This window comes from Sphingopyxis sp. H115 (genome assembly GCF_001468465.1).
In the GTDB taxonomy this organism is placed as follows: Bacteria; Pseudomonadota; Alphaproteobacteria; order Sphingomonadales; family Sphingomonadaceae; genus Sphingopyxis.
In genome coordinates this window covers 84,161-104,518 of record NZ_LNSA01000003.1, presented here as the reverse complement: position 1 = coordinate 104,518, position 20,358 = coordinate 84,161, and the positions used below count along the sequence as shown (strand labels likewise).

Here is a 20,358-nt window from a genome sequence, read left to right as displayed (position 1 = left end):
GATGCAAAATGTCGCGCTTGGCAAGGGGGGAGTGTGAAAATTGCGCGGGGTTGGGCGCCTAACCCGTCACCCACTCGACCTTGGGATCGTTGAAATCCACGATATCGGCAAGCTCGCGGACGTTCGGATAGCCATAGCCGACGAGGTTGATGAAGGTCTGGATATTGAGCGCGAGCGGCGCCGATTTGAGCGGCACGGGGCTCGCGTGGTTCGAGAAATTATTGTTGCAATAGATGAGGATGGGGCGGTTCGGGTCGGCGCCGATCACCGCGGCGAGGCTGTCCGCAGTGAAATCGGTGAGCGGCAGGTTGACCGCGCCCTTGATATGGCCGCGCTGGAAGGCGTCCTGCGAGCGCGCGTCGAGGAGCAGGGCGCCGGGTTTGGCCGCCTCTGCCTTGAAGGCGTCGAAGGCGATGAGGCGTTGCGCGCGCTGCGGCGCGACGCGGGCGGTGAGCGCCTCGAAGGCTGGATAGTCGATCTGCGGATTGGCCTGCGCGAAGGCGGGCGTGGCGGTCAGGGCCGCGAGGGCGAGAAGCAGGCTGCGCATGTTGATCCTCCCTTGATGAGGGGGAGGTTAGGCCGCCTTGGCTGGCTGTGCGATGAACCGAAAATGCCGCCGGGCCGCCTTTTCAGGTAAAGGGTGGGCCCCACGGCCCGGCGCAGTACAGGGGAACGTCGGAGAGGAGGGTCAGGCGGCCTCGCTCTCGCTGTCGTCCTCGTCCCAGGGTTCGTAAACTTCGTCCTCGAGCATATTGTCGATCGCGTGGACGCGCACGCCGATGCACCAATCCTCGAGCGGGCCTTCCCATCCGGCCTCGACTTCGGTCAGCGCCTCGGCGGCATCGCCTGAAGACGGGGTGCGCGGCCGGTCGCCGACAAGATCGAAATCCTGCACGCCGTCGTCGGGCGGGGTGATGGCGACATGCGGTTCGAGTCGGACGTTGGTCCAGCCCGCGGTGGGGGCAAGGCCTTCGACCTCGACGATCAGCAGGGGATTTTCCTCGTCGCCGTCGATCGACGCGTTCACTTCGACAATTTCGCGTACCAGTTCGCTCATCGCATGGCTCCTGTACGAAAAGGGGCGGGCCATCGCTGGTCCCGCCCCCGTCATAGCGGCCATGTGTGACAGATTGGGGAGCGCGGGCCGATGCCGCGCACCCGGCGCGCGCGCTTATTGTTTTTCGAACGCGGCGTGGATCTCGAGCTCGACCGCGTCGCTGACTGCCGGAATGCCATAGGCGATGCCGAAATCGCTGCGCTTGATCGTCGCTTCGGCCTGGAAGCCGATCGTCTGCTTCTTGTTATAAGGATTGGTGCCCGCGCCGTGGAAATCGACGTCGAGCGTGACGGGCTTGGTCACGCCGTTGAGGGTGAGGTTGCCCGTGACCTTCGCCTCGTCGCCGTCATCGTCGAGCACGACGGAGGTCGAGACAAATTTCGCGTCGGCGGGGGCCGCGCCAAAGAAGTCGGGCTTGCCGCCGTCCTTGCCCGCGCGCAGCAGATGGCTGGTCAGCCCGGCGCTGGCGGTGGTGACCTTGGCGACGGGGATCGTCACCTCGACCTTCGCGGCGGCGGGGTTGGCGGGATCGATGACGAGCGTGCCGGCGACGTCGCCGAAAATACCCGAATATTTGCTGAAGCCGAAATGATCGACTTCCCAGACGACCATCGTGTGGCCCGGGTCGGCGACATAGGTGCCGGCGGTGACGCGCGACTTGTCGGGCGCGCCGGGGGCCGAGGCGCCCTGCGCAAGAACGAGCGGCGATGCGGCGGCGGCGAGAAGGGCGATAGCGGCAAGGGGGGCAATGCGGCGCATGAACGGTCTCCTGTTGGGGAGGCGGAAGCTAGGCGAAGGCGAGGGATGGCGTCAACAAGCGGCGGAGAAACGCTGCGTTTCGGTTCGGCGCGCGGTGGACGCTGGAAGGGCATGCGGGGCGCGCCGGGGCGGTCAGGGCGCGCGGCGGGCCTCGAACCATTGGCGCAGCGCGGCGGCGGCGCAGCCCGTGAAGCCATAGCTGCCGACGGGCGAGCAGCTGTTCGGCCGGCCCGCCGCCGCCGCGCCGTTTGTATAACCGTCGACCGCCGAGGCCCAGCTGCCGCCGCCGACCGCTTCGTCTTCCTTCAGTTCCTCGCGCAATTCCTTGGGGACGCGATAGCGTTCGCTTTCGGGCTGCTGCGCGCAGACGACGATCTCGCCCTCCTGCGCTTCGGGGCAGGGTTCGTCGCCATAGGTGTAGAGGACCGAGGTGCGCTGCGGCGGCTCGCCCGACTGCGCGAGGCTGTCGTCGTCCTGCGCGAACGCGGGTACCGCGAAAGCGAGCGCGGCGAGAAGGGGAAGGAGGAAGCCGGCTTTCTGCGTCATTCAGATCATATTCCCAGACCCCATATCCCCTGCGTCCGCGATGGATTGCCGCAGATGAACCTAAGCCGAACTGCCCGCGTAACCGACTGGCTTTTCGGCGCGAACCGGGGTGCGACGGGGGACGGCACGGGGCCGATCCCTTCGAGATGGAGATCGATCGTGAAAAACCAAGCCCTGTTCGCCCTGCTCGCCGCCGTGGCGGCGCCGTTGTCGCTCGCGGCTTTTACGCCCTATGCCTATGCCAAGCCGGTCTATGTCGGTGTTGACGGTGGCAACATTGCCGTCAGCGGCTATGACACGGTGAGCTATTTCGACGGCGACGGCGTGCCGGTGAAGGGCGACGCGGCCTTTGCCGTCGAGCATGACGGCGCCGTCTATCATTTCGCCAATGCCGCCAATGCCGCGCGTTTCCAGGCCAATCCCGACGCCTTTATGCCGCGTTACGGCGGGCATTGCGCATGGGCGATGTCGCGCGGCTATCTCGCGCCGGGCGACCCGCTGGCCTATGCGGTCGTGGACGGCAAGCTGTACCTCAATTTCAACCAGGAGGTGAAGGCGACGTGGGACGAGGACCGCGCCGGCTATATCGCGGCCGCCGAGACGAACTGGGTGGCAATGCCCGACGACGCGAAATTCGGCGGGTAACGCTCAGGCGAAAAGGTCACCATAGCCGCGGCCGCCCTTGGGATCCGGACCATAGCGGTTCGGGCCCGGCGTGCCGTCCACGCACATGAAGAACAGCAGGACGAGCCCGCCGATATAGGGGATGAAACTTATCAGATAGAACCAGCCCGATTTATCCTGGTCGTGGAGGCGCCGTACGGTGACCGCGATCGACGGGATGATCGTGCCGACGACGAACAGGCCGGTGACGACGAGGAAATAATTTTCGGCAAGCGTGTGATCTTCGCCCGGGGGGCTGCCGAAGAAGATCGCGAGGCCTATGAGCAGGACGATCATCGCGAGGTAGAAAAGCGTGAACATCCAATATTCCATGCGTTGCGACCGACCGCTGAAATCGGCGTAGCGCATGAGCGGCATAAGCATATAGTCCATATCATTCCCCCGAAGCCCTGACGCGGGCCATCTTCCCGCCCTTGCGGCCATAGGGAAATGATATTTACAAGCGGTTGATTTCAGATCGGTTCTGAAGCGGTATCAAGAAATTCTCTTCGCATTAGTCAATATATATGACGCTTGTATCGCCCGCAAATATTGTTGGCGTTAAACGCGCTCGATCGACGCCGCGATACTGTCCCAAACCTGCGCCAGCTCGGCGGGTGTGATGCAATAGGGTGGCATCACATAGACGCTGTTGCCGAGCGGGCGGAGGAGGACGCCCTTGTCGCGGTAAAAGGCGGTCAGGCGCGGTGTCAGGGTCGACAGATAGCCTGCGTCGGGCACGGCGATGTCGAGCGCGGCGATGGTGCCGAGGCGGCGCGGATTGGTCACGCGCGGGTCGTGCGACAGCATCGCGAGATGCGCCGCCTGCGCGTCGGCGAGCGCATCGATGCGTTGCTGGACCGGCTCGTCGCGCCAGATTTCGAGGTTGGCGACAGCGGCGGCGCACGCGATCGGGTTCGCGGTATAGCTTGACGAATGGTAGAAGGCCCTGCCGCGATCGTCCGAAAAATGCGCCTGAAAGATGGGCTCGATGCAGAGCGTCACCGCGAGCGGGATCGCGCCGCCGGTCAGCCCTTTCGACAGGCAGACGATATCGGGGATCACCCCTGCCTGGTCGCACGCGAAACGCGTGCCGGTGCGGCCCCAGCCGGTCATCACCTCGTCGGCGATGAACAGGACGCCGTGGCGCGCGCAAATGCTGCGCATCTCCGCGAGTAGCCACGCGGGGTAGATCAGCATGCCGCCGGCGCCGAGGATCAGCGGTTCGACGATGAAGGCGGCAGGTTTTTGCCGGCACGCGGCTTCGAGCGCGTCGAGCGTCGCCTGTTCCTGCCCGTCGTGCGGAAAGGGGATGGTGCCGACGTCGAACAGCAAAGGCTGCCACGCGCGGTTGTAGACGCCGCGCTCGCCGACCGACATCGTGCCGATCGTGTCGCCATGATAGCTATGTTCGAGCACGAGGATATGGCTGCGCGGCTCGCCGATATTGTACCAGTAACCGAGCGCCATCTTGAGCGCGACCTCCACGCTGGTCGATCCCGAGTCCGAGAAGAAGACGCGCGTGAGCGGGTCGGGGGTGATGCGGACCAGTTCGGCGGCAAGGCTTTCGGCGGGCTCATGCGTCCAGCCGGCAAATATGAGCTGGTCGAGTTTTTCGGTCTGGGCGCGGATCGCCGCCATGATGCGCGGGTGCGAATGGCCGTGCGTGGTGACCCACCAGCTCGATATGGCGTCGATCCAGCCGTTGCCCTCCGCGTCGTAGAGCTTGCTGTCTTTGGCGTGCGAAATCAGTGGGATGGAATCACCGAGGCCGTGCTGGGTAAAGGGGTGCCAGACGGGGGAGTTGGGGTTTTGCGTCATATCTTACCTCGTCATTCCCGCGAACGCGGGAACCCAGTGGCACCCTTGCTGGCCGAATGCCACCCTGCGGGCGGATTTATTGTCTCGCTGGGTTCCCGCGTTGGCGCTGCGCGCCGCCTTCGGCTCCGCGGGAATGACGAAAATTAGACGAAGTCGGCGATCTGGAAGTTTGCTTTGAACGCCGCTGCCAGCGTTGCGCTGTCCAGCGGGTCGACGATCGGCAGGCGGCCCAGTCGGCGGACGCCGCCGAGCTTCGCGATGATCGCCTCGCTGTCCTCGACCGCGTCACCGAGGAAAGCGACGCCGTGAAGCGGGACGCCGCGCGATTTGAGCGCCTCGATCGTGAGCAGGCTGTGGTTGATCGTGCCCAGCGCGGTGCGCGCGCACACGATCACCGGGATTTGCCAGCGCGCGAAAAGGTCGGCGTAGAGCGTCGTGCGCGTGACCGGGACGAGCGCGCCGCCCGCACCCTCGACGATCAGGTCGCCGGGGGGTGGAGTCAGCGTCTTCGTATCGATGTTAACGCCGTCAATTTCGGCGGCGATATGCGGCGACGCGGGGGTGACGAGGCGGTAGGCTTCGGGGCGGATCGATACGCCCGCAAGGCGCGCGATAACCTCGCTGTCGGTTTCGTCCTCGAGCCCCGACTGGATCGGTTTCCAGTAGGGCGTGCCGGTCGCCTGCGCCAAGCCGGCGGAAAAGATGGTTTTTCCGATCCCGGTGTCAGTGCCGGTGACGACGAAGCGCGTCATGCCGCAGCCATCGCCTGCGCAAGTGCATCGGCCATATCGTCGATGTTAGCCTCGTCAACATTGAGTGTGATCGCGATGCGCAGCCGCGCGGTCCCTTCGGCCACCGTCGGGGGACGGATGCCGCGAATGTCGAAGCCGGCGCCCTGCAGGCTACCCGCGATGCGCATCGTGCGATCGTTATCGCCCACGATCACGGGCAGGATCTGCGTGCCGCTGGCGGGGATGCCGAGCGGGACGAGACGTTCGGCCGCGTGGCGGACGAGCGCGTGGAGCCGCGCCTGCCGTTCGGGCTCGTTGGCGACGACCTCGATCGCCTGCCGCACCGTCCACGCGATCAGCGGCGACGGCGCGGTCGAGAAGATGAACGGGCGGCCGCGGTTGACGAGGAAGTCGCACACGACCTGCGGCGCGCACAGCAGCGCACCCTCGGCGCCGAGCGCCTTGCCGCAGGTGTGGAGCGTGATCAGATTGTCGCGGCGCGCAAGGCCATGCGCGAGCCCGGCGCCGCCGGGACCGAACACACCGGTTGCATGCGCTTCGTCGACCACGAGTATGGCGTCGTGGCGGCCGGCGACGTCGGCGAGCGCGGCGAGCGGGGCGCGGTCGCCGTCCATCGAATAGAGGCTTTCGACCGCGATCCACGGCGTTCCCGCGCCGCCGCCGGCGCGCCAGCGCGCGATGATATCGTCGAAAGCCTGCGCGTCGTTGTGCGCGGCGGCGACATGGCCGGCGCGGCCGAGTTTCATCCCGTCGTGCGCGCTCGCGTGGATCAGTTCGTCGTGGACGATCAGGTCGCCGCGCTGCGGCAGCGTCGCGAACAACGCGGCGTTGGCGGCAAAACCGGTCGCGAAAAACAGTGCGGCCTCGCTGCCATAATGGCGCGCGGCGTGCGCTTCGAGTGCTTCATGCTCTTCGTGATTGCCGCGCAGCAGGCGCGATCCGCCCGACCCCGCAGGCAGGCCGCGTTCGATCCCCGCGGCGAGCGCGGCGCGGAGCGCTTCGCTGTCGGCGAGACCGAGATAGTCGTTCGACGCGAAATCGCGGCCCGCGCGCGGCGCGAGCGCACGGCGGCGGCTATCGCGCGCGAGGGCGGCGAGATCGGCGCGGTGGGCGGCGAAGGGAGGGACGGTCATTCTGTTCTATCCTTCGTCATTTCCGCGAAAGCGGGAACCCGGCAAGCCGAGGTCGCTACTGGTTGCCGCTTTCGCGGAAATGACGCTGTTTCTATGCGGGGCTCGGATCCATGTCGGTTCGACGCCCTTCCAGCGCCTGCCGTTCTTCGTTGGTCAGCCGGTGCGGGGTAGCGATCGGTTCGAGGGTTTTGGCGTCGAAGAGCGCGGATCGCCGCCGGTCGCCCGCGACGACATCCTTGATCGCGCGGACAAAAAAACGGCGCATCAGGGTGGCCATGCCCATTTTGGGCAGGGCGCTGGCGTCGCCGATGGCATCCTGCGTGAAGAGATGGCCGCGCGGTGGTCCGAACGCTGCTTCGCGTCTTGCCGGATCGCAGGCGGCGGTCAGGATCGTGATGAAGGGGAGCTTGCCGTTCTTGAACGTATTGAACAGCGGTGTGCGACAGCAGGCGGCGTACCAGCGCAGCGTCGGCGCGTCGGTCAGGTGGAGGCAGGCGAGCCGCTCGCGGCCGGTGTCGAGATGCATGCGCGCGCATCGTGTCTGATAGAGCGGGGTACCGCCTTGCGCGTCGAGTAGCTGCGCGTGGCCGAGATGATACGTGAGATCTTGGCAGTCGGTGCAGTGGCAGACGACATGGTCGCCCTCGCCGGAAATGACGCGCATCGTTCCGGTGACCGTTCCGCAGTCGCAGGCGAAGGAGATATCGGATGCCATGGCCCGGACCTAGCTCCTCGCCCGCGACTGGGGAAGCGATCAGTTCTTCGCCTTGTCGACGAGCTGATTCTTGGCGATCCACGGCATCATTGCGCGCAGTTCGGCGCCGGTCTTTTCGATCTGATGCGCCGCCGCGGCCTTGCGGCTGGCCTTCAGCTCGGGCTGGCCGGCCTGATTGTCGAGCACGAAGTCCTTGACGAAGCGGCCCGACTGGATGTCGGCGAGGACGCGCTTCATTTCCTTCTTGGTCTCTTCGGTGATGATGCGCGGGCCGGTCTTGATGTCGCCATATTCGGCGGTGTTCGAGATCGAATAGCGCATGTTCGCGATGCCGCCTTCATAGAGCAAATCGACGATCAGCTTGGTTTCGTGGAGGCATTCGAAATAGGCCATTTCGGGGGCGTAGCCCGCCTCGACCAAAGTCTCGAAACCCGCCTGGATCAGGTGCGTGATGCCGCCGCAAAGCACCGCCTGTTCGCCGAACAGGTCGGTTTCGCACTCTTCCTTGAACGTCGTCTCGATGATGCCGCTGCGGCCGCCGCCGACGGCACTGGCGTAGCTAAGGGCGAGCGCCTTGGCATAGCCATTGCCCGACGCGCCGGCACCCTGCGCTTCCTGCGCGACCGCGATCAGGCAGGGGACGCCGCCGCCCTTCTGATATTCGCTGCGCACCGTGTGGCCGGGGCCCTTGGGCGCGACCATGAAGACGTCGATGTCGGGGCGCGCGTCGATCAGGCCGAAGTGGATGTTGAGGCCGTGCGCGAAGGCGAGCGCGGCGCCGGGCTTCATGTTCGGGCCGATGTCGTCGGCATAGATTTTCGCCTGATGCTCGTCGGGGGCGGCGATCATGATCACGTCGGCCCACTCGGCGGCCTCCTTGTTCGACAGCACTTTGAAGCCCGCGGCTTCGGCCTTTTTGGCGGTGGCGGAACCGGGGCGAAGCGCGATCGCGACCTCCTTGACGCCGCTGTCGCGCATATTCTGCGCGTGCGCGTGACCCTGGCTGCCATAGCCGACAACGGCGACCTTCTTGCCCTTGATCAGTTCCTGGTCGGCGTCGCGATCGTAATAAACCTGCATGTCATTCTTCCCTTATTTTCATTCGTCATGCCGGACTTGATCCGGCATCCATGGACCCCGGATCAAGTCCGGGGTGACGAAGGTTGGACCGTCATTCCTGTTAAAACTCAGAGCGCCTCCGGCCCGCGGGCGATGGCGACGACGCCGGTGCGCCCGACCTCGACCAGCCCGCATTCGCGCATCAGCGCGATGAAGCGGTCGACCTTGTCGCTCGTCCCGGTGATTTCGAAGATGAAGCTCGACAGCGTCGTGTCGACGACCTTGGCGCGGAACACGTCGGCCATGCGCAGCGCCTCGATCCTTTTGTCACCGGTGCCCGCGACCTTGACCAGCGCGATCTCGCGCTCGACATGCGCCTCGCCCGCGTCGTTGAGGTCGATGACGCGGTGGACGGGGACCAGCCGGTCGAGCTGTGCGATGATCTGGTCGATGATCGGCGGCGGGCCGTTGGTGACGATGGTGATGCGGCTCAGCGCGTGGTCCGAACTGATGTCGGCCACGGTCAGGCTTTCGATATTATAGCCGCGCGCGGTGAACAGGCCGGTGATCTTGGCGAGCACCCCGGCCTCGTTGTCGACGGTGATGGCGAGCACATGGCGCTCGCCGGCTTCGGTCTTGATTTTCATGGGGTTACACCAGTGCCTTGGCTTCGTCGTCCATCGTTCCGACGATGTCGTTCGGCTGGAGGATCATATCGGTGTGCGCTGCGCCCGAGGGAATCATCGGGAAGCAGTTGGCGAGCTGCGCGACGCGGCAATCGACGATCACCGGACCCGGCGTGTCGATCATCGTGGCGATGCCCGCCTCGAGCTCGCCCAGCGTGTCGATGCGCAGCCCCGTCCAGCCGTAAGCGTCGGCGAGCTTCACGAAATCGGGCAGGCTGTCCGAATAGCTGTTCGAATAGCGGCTCTCGTACGTCAGTTCCTGCCACTGGCGGACCATCCCCATCCACTCATTGTTGAGGATGAAGATCTTCACCGGCAGGCGGTACTGGCTGACCGTGCCCATTTCCTGGATGTTCATCTGGAGCGAGGCTTCGCCCGCGATGCAGATGACGAGGCGGCCCGGGTGCGCGATCTGCGCGCCGACCGCGGCAGGGAAGCCATAGCCCATCGTGCCGAGCCCGCCCGAGGTGAGCCAGCGATTGGGGGCCGCAAAACCGAAGTGCTGCGCTGCCCACATCTGGTGCTGGCCGACCTCGGTCGTGATGATCGGGTCGCGGCCGCGCGTCGCGTCGAACAGCGCCTTCACCGCGCGCTGCGGCATGATCGCGGCGTTCGGCTCCTTCTTTTCGGGGAAGTCGAGGCAGCGCGTCGCGCGCCACCCGTCGATGCGGCGCCACCATTCGCCATAGTCGCGCGCCGACAGCTTCTTCGCCTGCCACGCGGCGATCAGCGCATCGAGCGCGCGGCCAGCGTCGCCCACCACGGCGAGGTCGACCGGCACGATCTTGTTGATCGAGCTCCGATCGATATCGATGTGGATCTTCTTCGAATCGGGCGAAAAAGCGTCGAGGCGGCCGGTCACGCGGTCGTCGAAGCGCGCGCCGACCGCGATGATCAGGTCGGCGCGGTTCATCGCCATGTTCGATTCATAGGTGCCGTGCATGCCGAGCATGCCGAGCCATTTCGGATCGTCCGACGGGAAGGCGCCGAGCCCCATCAGGGTCGAGGTGACGGGTGCGCCGGTCAGGCTGACGAGCTGGCGCAGCGCCGCGCTGGCATCGGGGCCGGCGTTGATCACGCCGCCGCCGGTGTAGAAGATCGGGCGTTCGGCCGCCGCGATCAGGTCGATGGCCTTGGCAATCGCATCGGCGTCGGGGTCGACCTGTGGGCGATAGCTGTTGTGCTGGATGAATTCGGGCACCGAATAGGTGCCGGTCGCGACCTGCACATTCTTTGGAATGTCGATCACCACCGGGCCGGGGCGGCCGTGCGTCGCGATATGGAACGCCTCGTGGATGATCGGGCCGAGCCGGTCGGGGTCCATCACGAGATAATTATGCTTGGTGCAATGGCGCGTGATGCCGACCGTGTCGCATTCCTGGAACGCATCGGTGCCGATCAGCGTCGTCGGCACCTGCCCCGTCAGCACGACCATCGGGATCGAGTCGAGCAGCGCGTCGGTGATGCCGGTGACGGCATTGGTCGCGCCGGGGCCCGACGTGACGAGCACGACGCCGGGCTTGCCCGTCGAGCGCGCATAGCCTTCGGCCGCGTGCGTCGCGGCCTGTTCGTGGCGGACGAGAATATGCTTGATCGAGGGGTGGTTGAAGAGCGCGTCGTAGATCGGAAGCACCGCGCCGCCCGGATAGCCGAACACCGTGTCGACCCCGAGGTCGACCAGCGCCTGAACCACCATGTCGGCACCGCTCATTTCCGTCACGACGAACTTCCTTTCCACGCAAAAACGCAGCGCTTGTGCGCTGCAACAGGGTTGCGGGCAATAGGTGTATGATTCTATCCTGTCAACAGCTTATCACGTAATATTATTGCTAATTGGTCAATGGAATCGATGTTTAATGACTCGTCATGGCGCGACCAATCGGCGGGAAGTTGGTGGCGGAACCAGGTATATTGGCGCTTTGCATATTGGCGCGTGGCGGCTTGTGCGGCTTCGAGCGCGTCGGCGCGGCTGATTTCGCCGCGGAGAAAAGCGGCGACCTGCGGCACCCCGATCGCGCGCATCGCGGGCAGGTCGGGATCGAGCCCGCGCGCGATCAGCGCCGCGGCTTCCTCGACCGCGCCGCCGTCGAACATCTCGACGAGGCGGGTATCGCAGCGCGCGCGCAGCCAGTCGCGCGGCGGCAGGAGGATCACCGGCGCGAGCGCGATATCGCCCGCGATGCCGCCCTCGCGCGCCTGTTGCCAGTCGGTGAGGGTGCGGCCGGTCGATCGCGCGACCTCGAGCGCGCGCGCGACGCGCGTGCTGTCGGCGGGATTGAGGCGCGCGGCGGCGGCGGGATCGGCGACGGCAAGCGCGGCATGCGCCTCGGCCACCGGCATCGCGCGCACCGCAGCGCGAACGGCGGGGTCGATTTCGGGAACCGGGGCGATGCCGTAGAGGAGCGTGCGGATATAGAGGCCGGTGCCGCCGACGAGCACCGGCACCTCGCCAACGGTGTGCGCGGCGGCGATCGCATCGCGCGCCTCATCCGCCCAACGCGCGGCGTTATGCGCGTCTGCCGCGTCGACATGGCCGAACAGGCGATGCGGCACGCCCTCCATCTCCGTGTCCGAAGGGCGCGCCGACAGGATCGCGAGGTCGGCATAGACCTGGCTCGCGTCGGCATTGATAACCGTCCCGTTCCCAAGCGATTTTGCGAGCGCGACCGCCAAAGCGCTCTTGCCGCTGGCGGTGGGTCCGGCGATAAGTGCCACGGGCAGCCGCGCTTTGGCGGTCGAGAAAGAAGGAGATGCCATGTTCGTCGCGACGCTGATAGCAGCCGGAAAGCTGACCGACGAGGTGGTTCGCGAAGCGATCGACCGGCTCGACGCCACCGGGCACGACGTCGGCGCGCCGCACTGGCTCGACGAGCATGACGCCGCCGATATCATATTTCAGGGCAGCCTGGTCAGCGCGCGCAAGGAACTCGCGCTGATGGACCATGGCGCGCTCGACGTCGTCGTCCAGCCCCTGGGCGACCGGACGAAGAAGCTGATCGTCGCCGACATGGATTCGACGATCATCACGGTCGAATGCATCGACGAACTGGCCGATTATGCCGGGCTGAAGCCGCAGATCGCGGCGATCACCGAACGCGCGATGCGCGGCGAACTCGATTTCCGCGCCGCGCTGGAAGAGCGCGTCGGATTGCTCGCGGGCATGGCCGAGACGGTCCTTGCCGATTGCCGCATGGAACGGGTGAAGCTGACGCGCGGGGCGCGGACGCTGGTCCAGACGATGAAGGCGCATGGCGCGCATTCGGTGCTGGTGTCGGGCGGCTTCACTGCCTTTGCCGCGCCTGTCGGCGAGGCGGCCGGGTTCGACAAGGTGGTCGCGAACGAGCTGGAGATTGCGGGCGGCAAGCTGACCGGCCGGGTGCGCGAGCCGATCGTCGACAGCTCGGCGAAGCTCGAAACGCTGAAAGCGGTGGCGGCCGCGCACGGCCTGCCGCTAGCCGAGACGCTGGCAGTGGGTGACGGCGCGAACGATATCCCGATGATCACCTCGGCGGGTCTGGGGGTCGGATACTATCCGCATCCCGCGGCGGGCGAGGCCGCCGCGGCGGTGATCCGGCATCATGATTTGACCGCGCTGCTGTGGGCGCAGGGCTATTCGCGGCGGCAGTGGGTGATGGGGTAGGCCGATAGGGGGCGGGTTATGGCTGAAAACGGTCATAATATCCTCCCTGTGGCGCAGCCATGGGGAGGTGGCAGCGCGAAGCGCTGACGGAGGGGCTGATGGGCGTGGCGTCGCAGCCCCTCCACCACCGCTGCGCGGCGGTCCCCCTCCCCATCGCTTCGCGACAGGGAGGATTGAAGCACAGCTCTCCACCCCAAAACCGACGTCAGGGTGACGACCGGATTAGGGCGCGCTATCGTGCGGGCGGGAGAATGGCATGACCAAGCACCGCATCTATTCGATCAGCGTTGCGAGCGTATATCCGCACTATGTCGCCAAGGCAGAGAAGAAGGGGCGGACGAAGGCCGAGGTCGACGAGATTTTCCGCTGGTTGACGGGCTATAGCCAGGCGGCACTGGAGGCCGAGCTGGCGAAGGGCACCACATTCGAGGATTTCTTTGCGGCGGCGCCGAAGCCCAACCCGGCGCGCGCACTGATCACCGGCGTGATCTGCGGAATCCGGGTCGAAACTATCGAGGACCCGCTGATGAAGGAAATCCGCTATCTCGACAAGCTGATCGACGAGCTGGCGCGCGGCAAGAAGATGGAAAAAATCCTGCGCGCGTGAAGCTTTCCCGTAGTCTTGACAATGTTAACATTGGCGGCGTTCGAGCGGAGCCTATGTTTGCGATGTTAACTTTGACGCGGAATCTGCCGGGGCGGAGAGATGCGGGCGGCGTGCCGTCGGCGCGGCGCGGCGGGAGGCGATCGCGGGATCAGGCCGGCGACTTGACCTTGACCCACACATGCACTGGCGCGGCGAATTTGCCGGGTTCAGGCTTGCCCACGTCGATCCGTTCGGCGGTGACGAGTTCGCCGGTGGCGAGGTTGAAGCTGGCCCATGGTTTCGGCATGCGACCGAAGCTCATTTTCTGGATCGGCTGGCCGGTGGCGATGTTCATGATTGTCGCGGTGATACCCATGGCGCGCCGGTAGCGGCGCGGCGGCCCCCCTGTCCAGTGGCGTCAGGCGCCGGCGGCGATTTCGTCGGCCAGCCAGCCGCGAAACCGCCGCATCGCGTCGCTTTCGGCGCGCGACATCAGGCGGGTGAGCCAGTAGCGGCCGACGTCGATTTCGAGCGCGAAGGGCTGGACAAGCCGTTCGGCGGCGAGGTCGCGCGCGAACATCGACGGCGGCGCGAGCGCGACGCCCTGACCCGCCGTCGCGGCCGCAGCCATCAGCGCCGAACTGTCGAACATCGGGCCGCGCAGCACCGGCGGGGGAACGCCCGCCGCGGCGAACCAGAGCGCCCATTCGTCGGCGCGGTACGAACGGAGCAACCGCTCGTGGATCAGGTCGGCGGGCGATTTGAGCCGCGCGGCGACGACAGGGGCGCAGAGCGGCGCCAGCGGCGCGGCGACGAGCGGTTCGGCGTGGGTGCCGTGCCACGCGCCGTCGCCGAAACGGATCGCATAATCGAGCGCTTCGCCAGCGAGGTCGACGCGGTTGTTGTTCGTCGCGATGCGCAGATCGATCGCGGGATGCGCGCGCGCGAAGGCATCGAGGCGCGGGAGCAGCCAGCCGGCCGCGAAGGTGCCGACGACGCCCACCTTGAGCACCTCGCGAAAACGGCCGCCCGCATATTGATCGAGCGTCGCGGCGACGCGATCGAACGCCTCGGCGACGGCGGGGACAAGCGCATGGCCTTCGTCGGTGAGCGCGAGGCCGCGCGGCAGGCGGTGGAAGAGGCGCGTGCCGAGGCGGCGTTCGAGCTCGGCGACCTGATGGCTGACCGCGCCCTGGCTGACATGGAGCTCGAGCCCCGCGCGGGTGAAGTTGAGGTGGCGCGCGGCCGCCTCGAAGGCGCGCAGGGCGTTCAAGGGGAGCTGGGCGCGGTCCATGGGGCTAGTGCCTTATCCGGTCTCGTCACCCCGGGCTCGACCCGGGGTCCACCCGCGCCGCCGTCGGAAATATGGATCCCCGGATCAAGTCCGGGATGACGAAGAAAGAATGGCAAGACATGAAATATTTTCATGGCTTTGTCGAGAAATGATGCTTTGCCCCGGGGGCGATCGATTGGCATTTTCGCGGCGAAGGGAGATGAATATGATCGAAGCAATCAGCCTTTTCGCATGGCTCGCGGCGGCGAGCGGGGCGCCGGTTCCGGCGGTCGATCCGCTGACGAAGCCGATTACCACGTCGCATTCCGACGAATGGCTGAAGCCCGCGGAACCGGAGAAAATCTTCGGCAACACCTATCTCGTCGGCTTTGCCGGGATGAGCGTCGCGCTGATCGACACGGGCGACGGGCTGGTGCTGGTCGACGGCGCGCTGCCGCAGGCCGCGCCCGCGATTCTCGCCAATGTCCGGAAGCTGGGATTCGAGCCCAAAGACATCAAATTTATTCTGAGCACCGAGCCGCATTTCGACCACGCGGGCGGGCTTGCCGCGCTGGCGCGCGATACCGGCGCGACGGTGGTGGCGAGCGCGCGCGGCGCCGAGGGGCTGCGCATGGGGCGGCATGCGAAGGACGACCCGCAGCTCGCCTATGGCGGAAGCTGGCCCGCCGTGGCCGAGGTGCGCGTCGTGAAGGACGGCGAGGTGCTGAAGCTTGGCAAGGCGGCGATCACCGCGGTCGCGACGCCGGGGCACACGATGGGCAGCATGAGCTGGCGCTGGCAGGCGTGCGAGGGCAGTGCGTGCAAGGCAATGGTCTTTGCGTCGAGCCTCAACCCCGTGTCGGCGGAGGGTTATCGTTTTACCTCGAAGGCCGGTGCGGCGTTCGTCGCCGGCTTTCGAAAAAGCTATCGCAAGATGGATGCGATGCCGTGCGACATATTGATCGCCGCGCATCCCGACAATGCGGGGCCGGGGCGATATAACGACGCGCCGGGTGCGTGCCGCGCCTATGCCGACCGGTCGCGCACGGCGCTGGCGAAGCGGCTGGCCGCCGAGAAGGCGGGTAAGGTGAAATGATGGGATGTCCTCTCCGTGGCGAAGCCATTGGAAGCGGGACCGTTCGCGGAGCGAATGGTGGAGGGGCGGCGAGAATGCTCCATGGCCCCTCCGTCAGCCCTTCGCGCTGCCACCTCCCCATCGCTGCGCGACAAGGAGGATCGGCGTCTATTTATCGACGACCAGGCAGGCTTGGCCGTCCTTGCGCATCGCCGCGCAAAAGCTATCGGCCTCGCCCTTGTTCGCGAAGCCGCCGGCCTGGAGGCGCGTGAGCTTGCCGCTTTTGACCAGATAGGGCTGGCGCGCGGCGAGCGCGCTGCTCTTCTTTTCGAGCGCTTTCCAGAGGTTGCGCGCGTTCGCTTCGACCCCGAAGGCGCCGAGCTGCGCGCGCCAGGGGCTCGCAGCGCCGCTGTGGACGCGCACCGGGGCAGGGGCTTGGGCGACCTTGACCGGATCCTTCTGGACGGGTTTCGGCGCCGGTTTCGCGGGCGGCGGCGGCGCGGGATCGGCCGGTTTTGCCGCCGGTGCATCGGCGCTTTCGGGCGGCGCGCTGTAGGTCGTGCCGGGTTCGGTGGCCGCAGCAGCCGCGGCGGTCGCGGCGTCGGTGGTGGCTTCGATCGCGGCGGCGGTCGCTGCGCTAGCGGCGGGCGAGGGCGGCACTTCGACGCTGCGGATCGGCCCCGGCGCGGGGCGCACGGGTGCCGGAGCGGGCGTCGCGATGACGGGCGGCGGCGTATAGCTGGTGCCGGGGATCGACGGCGGCAAGCTGGCGACCTTGACCGGCGAGGCGGGCGCGGGCTTGGGCGCCGGCGGCGCCGAGGCGTTCACCGCGGCGAGGCGCGCGCGCTGTTCGCTCTTTTCGATTTCGGGCAGCATCGCGAGACCGCGCTGGCGCTGGTCGAGCGGGATCAGATTGTCGAGCTGCGCAAGGCGCGCCGAGGCGATGCCGAGCCCGGCGTCGCTCGCGCGCTTGGTCAGCGCATAGGCGCGCGGCAGGTCCTGCGGCGCAAGGTCGCCGTTGAATAGCGCGGTGCCGAGGACATATTGCGCGCGCGGTTCGCCGCGTTCGGCCGAACGGGTGATATAGGGCATTGCTTCCTCGCGCCGGTTCGCGGTGAAGAGGACGAGGCCGAGGTTATCCTCGGCCTGCAGATGCCCCTGTTTCGCGGCGCGGCGATACCAGGCTTCGGCCTGGCCGAGATCGGTCGGGACGCCGCGGCCGAGCTTGTACGCCTGGCCGAGGTTGAATTGCGCATCGGCATCGCCGGCGATCGCGAGCGGACGCCATTCGGCGACAGCGGCCTGGTAATTGCCCGCCTGCCAGGCATCGACCCCGTCCTTGACGTCGGCCAGCGCGGGCGCCGCCAGCGACACCCCGATCAGCGGAAGGGCCAGCAAGGCGGCGGTGCGGAAAGAAGGCATCATATTCTCCAATGACTTGCGCGGCATGACAGCCGATGCAGTCCCCGAGGGCCTTTTAGGGACGAAATGGCTAACATGGCGTTAGCGACACGCGCGAGGCCCCAAATGTGATCCGTTATGGGACAGGGTGGCATTAGGGGCCCGTTTACCACGAACATGCGGAACTCGTTCACCTTCTTTTTATCATCGTTAACTCAATTTTAGCGCCCCTCATGCCATCCCTTCGCCGAAATCTGGATTTTCCGAGGGGGTAACGCAGTGCGCGTATTGGCATTGGCTTCACAGAAGGGCGGGTCGGGCAAGACAACCCTGTCCGGGCATCTGGCGGTGCAGGCTCAGCTTGCCGGCGCCGGTCCGGTCGTCCTGATCGACATCGACCCGCAGGGCTCGCTCGCCGACTGGTGGAACGAGCGCGAAACCGACCTTCCGGCCTTCGCCCAGACCACGGTCGCGCGGCTGGCCTCGGACCTCGAAATCCTGCGCCAGCAGGGCTTCAAGCTTGCCGTTATCGATACGCCGCCGGCGATCACCATGGCGATCCAGAGTGTGATTTCGGTCGCCGAACTGATCGTCGTCCCGACGCGCCCCAGCCCGCACGACCTGCGCGCCGTCGGCGCCACCGTCGACCTGTGCGAACGCGCGGGCAAGCCGCTGGTGTTCGTCGTCAACGCCGCGACGCCCAAGGCGAAGATCACCAGCGAGGCCGCGGTCGCGCTGTCGCAGCATGGCACGGTCGCGCCGGTCACGCTGCACCACCGCACCGATTATGCGGCGTCGATGATCGACGGACGCACGGTGATGGAGGTCGACCCCAACGGCCGGTCGGCCGAGGAAGTCCGCCAACTGTGGACCTATATGAACGACCGCCTCGAAAAGAATTTCCGTCGTACCGTATTCGCCGCGCCGATCCCGACGCAGGGCAATTATGGCGCGGTCCGCCCGATGGGCGGTGGCTTCGGCCGCCGCATCGCCGGTCAGTGACGGGAGGGACGGGAACCATGGGCGAACCGAAACCCCTCGCATCGCTGAGCGCCGGACTGCTGGCCCGCAAGGGCGGGGCGCGTCCCGCGATGCGCCGCCAGCCGCTCGGCAGCGGCCCCGCACCGCTCAATTCCGGCGGTTACGACGATCTTGGCTGGAACGACATGGGCTATGATGTCGATCCCGACCAGTCGAGCGAACCCGCGCGCATGGTCGACCTGAAGCCGCTGCTGACCGGATCGGTGCTGGCGCATAATGTCGAGGCCGAACATGCCGTCGACGACGGCGCCGCCTATGACGCCAATCCGGACGAAACGCCTGGCTTCGTGGCGCCGGTCGACGATCATGGCGCCGACGCGTTCGAAGCCGAAGCGGTCGAAGTGCCCGAAGTCGTGCGCCAGCAGGAATCGCTGATCGAACGCGTCGCCGCGGTGGCGCGCAAGGTCGAGGCGCGACCGGCGAAGGCCGAGCCGAAAGCGAAGGCGCCGCGCGCGCCACGGGCCCGCGAAAAGGCGGCGTTCACGCTGCGCCTCGACGCCGAACGCCATCTGCGCCTGCGCCTTGCCAGCGCGGTCACCAATCGGTCGTCGCAGGTGATCCTGACCGACCTGCTCGACGAATATCTGGCGTCGCTGCCCGAAATCGACGCGATGGCGAGCCGCCTGCCGGCGGCGCGCCCGACGCGCCAGACGATGCCGCGCTGAACGAATAAGGGGACCCTGTCATGAACCGCAAGATGTTGATGAACCTCGCCGTCTACGGCTTTGTCCTTGGCGCTGCCACGGGATGCAGCGGCATGGGCAAGATGGCCGATGCGCCGTCGCGCGCCGCCGGCAAGCCCGCCGTCGCCGCCAAATCGGCGGGGCAGGCGCGCGCCGCGCTGGAAAACGGCAAGGTCAGCAAGGCCGTCGGCCTGGCCGAAGCCGCGGTCGCCGCGAGCCCGCGCGATGCCGCTTATCGCGCCCTGCTCGGCCAAGCCTATCTGAACGACGGGCGCTTCGCGTCGGCGACCTCTGCGCTGACCGAGGCGGTCGAACTGGGCGCGAGCGACAGCAACACGATCATCGCGCTGACGCTGGCGCAGATCGCGCAGGGCAAGACCGCGGACGCGATCAAGCTGCTTCAGGACCATCGCGATACGGTGCCGGCATCGGACATCGGACTGGCGCTGGCGCTGGCCGGCGACCATGAAGGCGCAATCTATGTGCTGAGCGAAGCGGCGCGCGCGCCCGATGCCAGCGCCCGTACGCGGCAGAACCTGGCGCTCGCCTTTGGCCTGTCGGGCCGATGGGCACAGGCGCGTATGCTCGCGTCGCAGGATCTGTCGCCGGCGAAGCTTGAAGGCCGCATGGCCGAATGGTCGAAACTGGCCGAAACGCCCGATGCGACGATGCGCGTCGCGAGCCTGATCGGCACCAAGGCGCGGGCTGACGCCGGTATGCCGGTCCGCCTCGCGCTCAGCAATTTCGGCGAAACGCAAATGGCCGCGGCCGACACGGCCGACGCGGCGCAGCTTGCCAGCGCCGACCCGGCGCCGGTCGAAGCCTATGCGCCGCCGCCGCCGGTGCTAGCCGATGCCGACAGCGCGATCCGCAGCGTCGAACTGCCGATGCCCGAACGGGGCGAGGGCGGCGTCGTGCCGGTCACCGAACTGCCGCAGCCGAAGCCCGCCGCCCCCGTTATCCTGGCCGATGCCGCGCCCTATCGCGCCGCGCCGCGCGTGGCGGGCGAAAATGGCGGCGTGCTGCGCCCCGCGCAGCAGCAGGCGATCGAACTTGCGACGCGGATCGTTCCCGCGGCGTTCGACCGCAACAAGCCGACCGGCTGGGCGGTGCAACTTGGCGCCTATGACAGCCTGGGCATCGCCAAGGAGAAATGGGGCGGGCTGAAGAAACGCAATCGCATGCTCGCCGATTTCCCGGCGTCGAGCCACGCCGCGACGGTGAAGGGCCGCACCTATTATCGCCTGACGGTCAACGGCCTCGCGACGCGTGCCGATGCGAAAAGCCTGTGCAACGAACTGAAGGCGCAGGGCCAGGTCTGTTTCGTCCGCGCGATGGGCGGCAGTGAAAGCATCCAGTGGGCGGCGAAGGCCAGCCCGCTGCGCCTTGCCGCGCGCTGACACCGGATTTCATGGAAGAGGGGAAGGGGCGCGGCCGGAAGGCTGCGCCTCTTTTCATTCGGGGCGGC

At 66.8% G+C, this 20,358-nt stretch carries 23 protein-coding genes; 7 read left to right on the top strand and 16 right to left on the bottom strand.

The features are described from left to right. Positions 1-58: 58 nt before the first annotated feature. The 4 genes from ATE71_RS03470 to ATE71_RS03455 form a co-directional block, all read right to left on the bottom strand. The gene (locus ATE71_RS03470) at positions 59-547 is read right to left on the bottom strand and encodes a rhodanese-like domain-containing protein (RefSeq protein ID WP_058802051.1); all 489 of its coding nucleotides are present in this window, start codon (positions 545-547) and stop codon (positions 59-61) included. A gap of 141 nt (positions 548-688) precedes the next feature. After that, a complete protein-coding gene (locus ATE71_RS03465; RefSeq protein WP_058802050.1) occupies positions 689-1,057 on the bottom strand; it encodes a hypothetical protein in 369 nt (122 codons plus the stop codon). A 114-nt stretch (positions 1,058-1,171) separates the two neighbouring features. Further along, positions 1,172-1,816 (bottom strand): YceI family protein, encoded by a 645-nt coding sequence (locus tag ATE71_RS03460; RefSeq protein WP_058802049.1) that lies wholly within the window; start codon positions 1,814-1,816, stop codon positions 1,172-1,174. Between the two features lie 132 nt (positions 1,817-1,948). Then, the gene (locus ATE71_RS03455; protein ID WP_058802048.1) at positions 1,949-2,362 is read right to left on the bottom strand and encodes a hypothetical protein; all 414 of its coding nucleotides are present in this window, start codon (positions 2,360-2,362) and stop codon (positions 1,949-1,951) included. Positions 2,363-2,521: 159 nt separating this feature from the next. Here ATE71_RS03455 and ATE71_RS03450 point away from each other — a divergent pair, with 159 nt between their 5' ends. After that, positions 2,522-3,007: a YHS domain-containing (seleno)protein gene (locus ATE71_RS03450; RefSeq protein ID WP_058802047.1), complete on the top strand. Its 486-nt coding sequence runs from the start codon at positions 2,522-2,524 to the stop codon at positions 3,005-3,007. Positions 3,008-3,010: 3 nt separating this feature from the next. Here the strand turns inward: ATE71_RS03450 and ATE71_RS03445 are convergent, their stop codons facing one another. The 9 genes from ATE71_RS03445 to miaA form a co-directional block, all read right to left on the bottom strand. After that, on the bottom strand, positions 3,011-3,418 hold the full coding sequence (locus ATE71_RS03445) for a DUF805 domain-containing protein (protein WP_058802046.1): 408 nt from the start codon (positions 3,416-3,418) through the stop codon (positions 3,011-3,013). 168 nt (positions 3,419-3,586) lie between these two features. Continuing rightward, the gene (locus tag ATE71_RS03440; RefSeq protein WP_058802045.1) at positions 3,587-4,846 is read right to left on the bottom strand and encodes an adenosylmethionine--8-amino-7-oxononanoate transaminase; all 1,260 of its coding nucleotides are present in this window, start codon (positions 4,844-4,846) and stop codon (positions 3,587-3,589) included. Positions 4,847-4,989: 143 nt separating this feature from the next. Next, complete coding sequence (gene bioD, locus ATE71_RS03435; RefSeq protein WP_058802044.1) at positions 4,990-5,598, bottom strand: dethiobiotin synthase; 609 nt, start codon at positions 5,596-5,598, stop codon at positions 4,990-4,992. Beyond that, positions 5,595-6,731: an 8-amino-7-oxononanoate synthase gene (locus ATE71_RS03430; RefSeq protein ID WP_058802043.1), complete on the bottom strand. Its 1,137-nt coding sequence runs from the start codon at positions 6,729-6,731 to the stop codon at positions 5,595-5,597. Before ATE71_RS03430 ends, bioD begins: the two co-directional genes overlap by 4 nt. A 91-nt stretch (positions 6,732-6,822) precedes the next feature. Beyond that, positions 6,823-7,446, bottom strand: a complete 624-nt coding sequence (locus ATE71_RS03425; RefSeq protein ID WP_058802042.1) for a DUF6151 family protein — start codon at positions 7,444-7,446, stop codon at positions 6,823-6,825. Positions 7,447-7,485: 39 nt separating this feature from the next. Next, a complete protein-coding gene (gene ilvC, locus ATE71_RS03420; protein WP_058802041.1) occupies positions 7,486-8,526 on the bottom strand; it encodes a ketol-acid reductoisomerase in 1,041 nt (346 codons plus the stop codon). Positions 8,527-8,633: 107 nt separating this feature from the next. Beyond that, positions 8,634-9,152 (bottom strand): acetolactate synthase small subunit, encoded by a 519-nt coding sequence (gene ilvN, locus ATE71_RS03415; RefSeq protein ID WP_058802040.1) that lies wholly within the window; start codon positions 9,150-9,152, stop codon positions 8,634-8,636. 4 nt (positions 9,153-9,156) lie between these two features. Continuing rightward, complete coding sequence (gene ilvB / locus ATE71_RS03410) at positions 9,157-10,911, bottom strand: biosynthetic-type acetolactate synthase large subunit (protein WP_058802170.1); 1,755 nt, start codon at positions 10,909-10,911, stop codon at positions 9,157-9,159. A 74-nt stretch (positions 10,912-10,985) separates the two neighbouring features. Then, complete coding sequence (gene miaA, locus ATE71_RS03405; RefSeq protein WP_058802039.1) at positions 10,986-11,948, bottom strand: tRNA (adenosine(37)-N6)-dimethylallyltransferase MiaA; 963 nt, start codon at positions 11,946-11,948, stop codon at positions 10,986-10,988. Here miaA and serB point away from each other — a divergent pair. Both serB and ATE71_RS03395 read left to right on the top strand, forming a co-directional pair. Next, positions 11,947-12,831 carry a phosphoserine phosphatase SerB gene (serB, locus tag ATE71_RS03400; protein WP_058802038.1) on the top strand — a complete coding sequence of 295 codons (885 nt, stop codon included), beginning with the start codon at positions 11,947-11,949 and terminating at the stop codon, positions 12,829-12,831. The genes miaA and serB overlap by 2 nt on opposite strands. 256 nt (positions 12,832-13,087) lie before the next feature. Next, entirely contained in the window at positions 13,088-13,438 is a 351-nt protein-coding gene (locus ATE71_RS03395; protein WP_058802037.1) for a DUF2200 domain-containing protein, read from the top strand. Between the two features lie 148 nt (positions 13,439-13,586). On the opposite strand, the gene ATE71_RS03390 is transcribed toward ATE71_RS03395, so the two are convergent. Then, positions 13,587-13,793: a hypothetical protein gene (locus ATE71_RS03390; protein WP_058802036.1), complete on the bottom strand. Its 207-nt coding sequence runs from the start codon at positions 13,791-13,793 to the stop codon at positions 13,587-13,589. Positions 13,794-13,835: 42 nt separating this feature from the next. Continuing rightward, entirely contained in the window at positions 13,836-14,711 is an 876-nt protein-coding gene (locus tag ATE71_RS03385) for a LysR family transcriptional regulator (protein ID WP_058802035.1), read from the bottom strand. Positions 14,712-14,916: 205 nt separating this feature from the next. On the opposite strand from ATE71_RS03385, the gene bla reads away from it, so the two are divergent. Continuing rightward, a complete protein-coding gene (bla, locus tag ATE71_RS03380) occupies positions 14,917-15,786 on the top strand; it encodes a subclass B3 metallo-beta-lactamase (RefSeq protein WP_058802169.1) in 870 nt (289 codons plus the stop codon). Positions 15,787-15,933: 147 nt separating this feature from the next. On the opposite strand, the gene ATE71_RS03375 is transcribed toward bla, so the two are convergent. After that, the gene (locus tag ATE71_RS03375) at positions 15,934-17,190 is read right to left on the bottom strand and encodes an SPOR domain-containing protein (RefSeq protein WP_235587888.1); all 1,257 of its coding nucleotides are present in this window, start codon (positions 17,188-17,190) and stop codon (positions 15,934-15,936) included. Positions 17,191-17,445: 255 nt separating this feature from the next. Between ATE71_RS03375 and ATE71_RS03370 the strand changes: the two genes are divergently transcribed. From ATE71_RS03370 to ATE71_RS03360, 3 genes are read left to right on the top strand one after another with little or no spacing between them, the layout of a single operon-like run. After that, complete coding sequence (locus ATE71_RS03370) at positions 17,446-18,168, top strand: ParA family protein (protein ID WP_058802033.1); 723 nt, start codon at positions 17,446-17,448, stop codon at positions 18,166-18,168. Between the two features lie 17 nt (positions 18,169-18,185). Next, entirely contained in the window at positions 18,186-18,872 is a 687-nt protein-coding gene (locus ATE71_RS03365) for a hypothetical protein (protein WP_058802032.1), read from the top strand. Between the two features lie 20 nt (positions 18,873-18,892). Beyond that, positions 18,893-20,290 (top strand): SPOR domain-containing protein, encoded by a 1,398-nt coding sequence (locus ATE71_RS03360; RefSeq protein ID WP_058802031.1) that lies wholly within the window; start codon positions 18,893-18,895, stop codon positions 20,288-20,290. Positions 20,291-20,358: the final 68 nt, after the last annotated feature.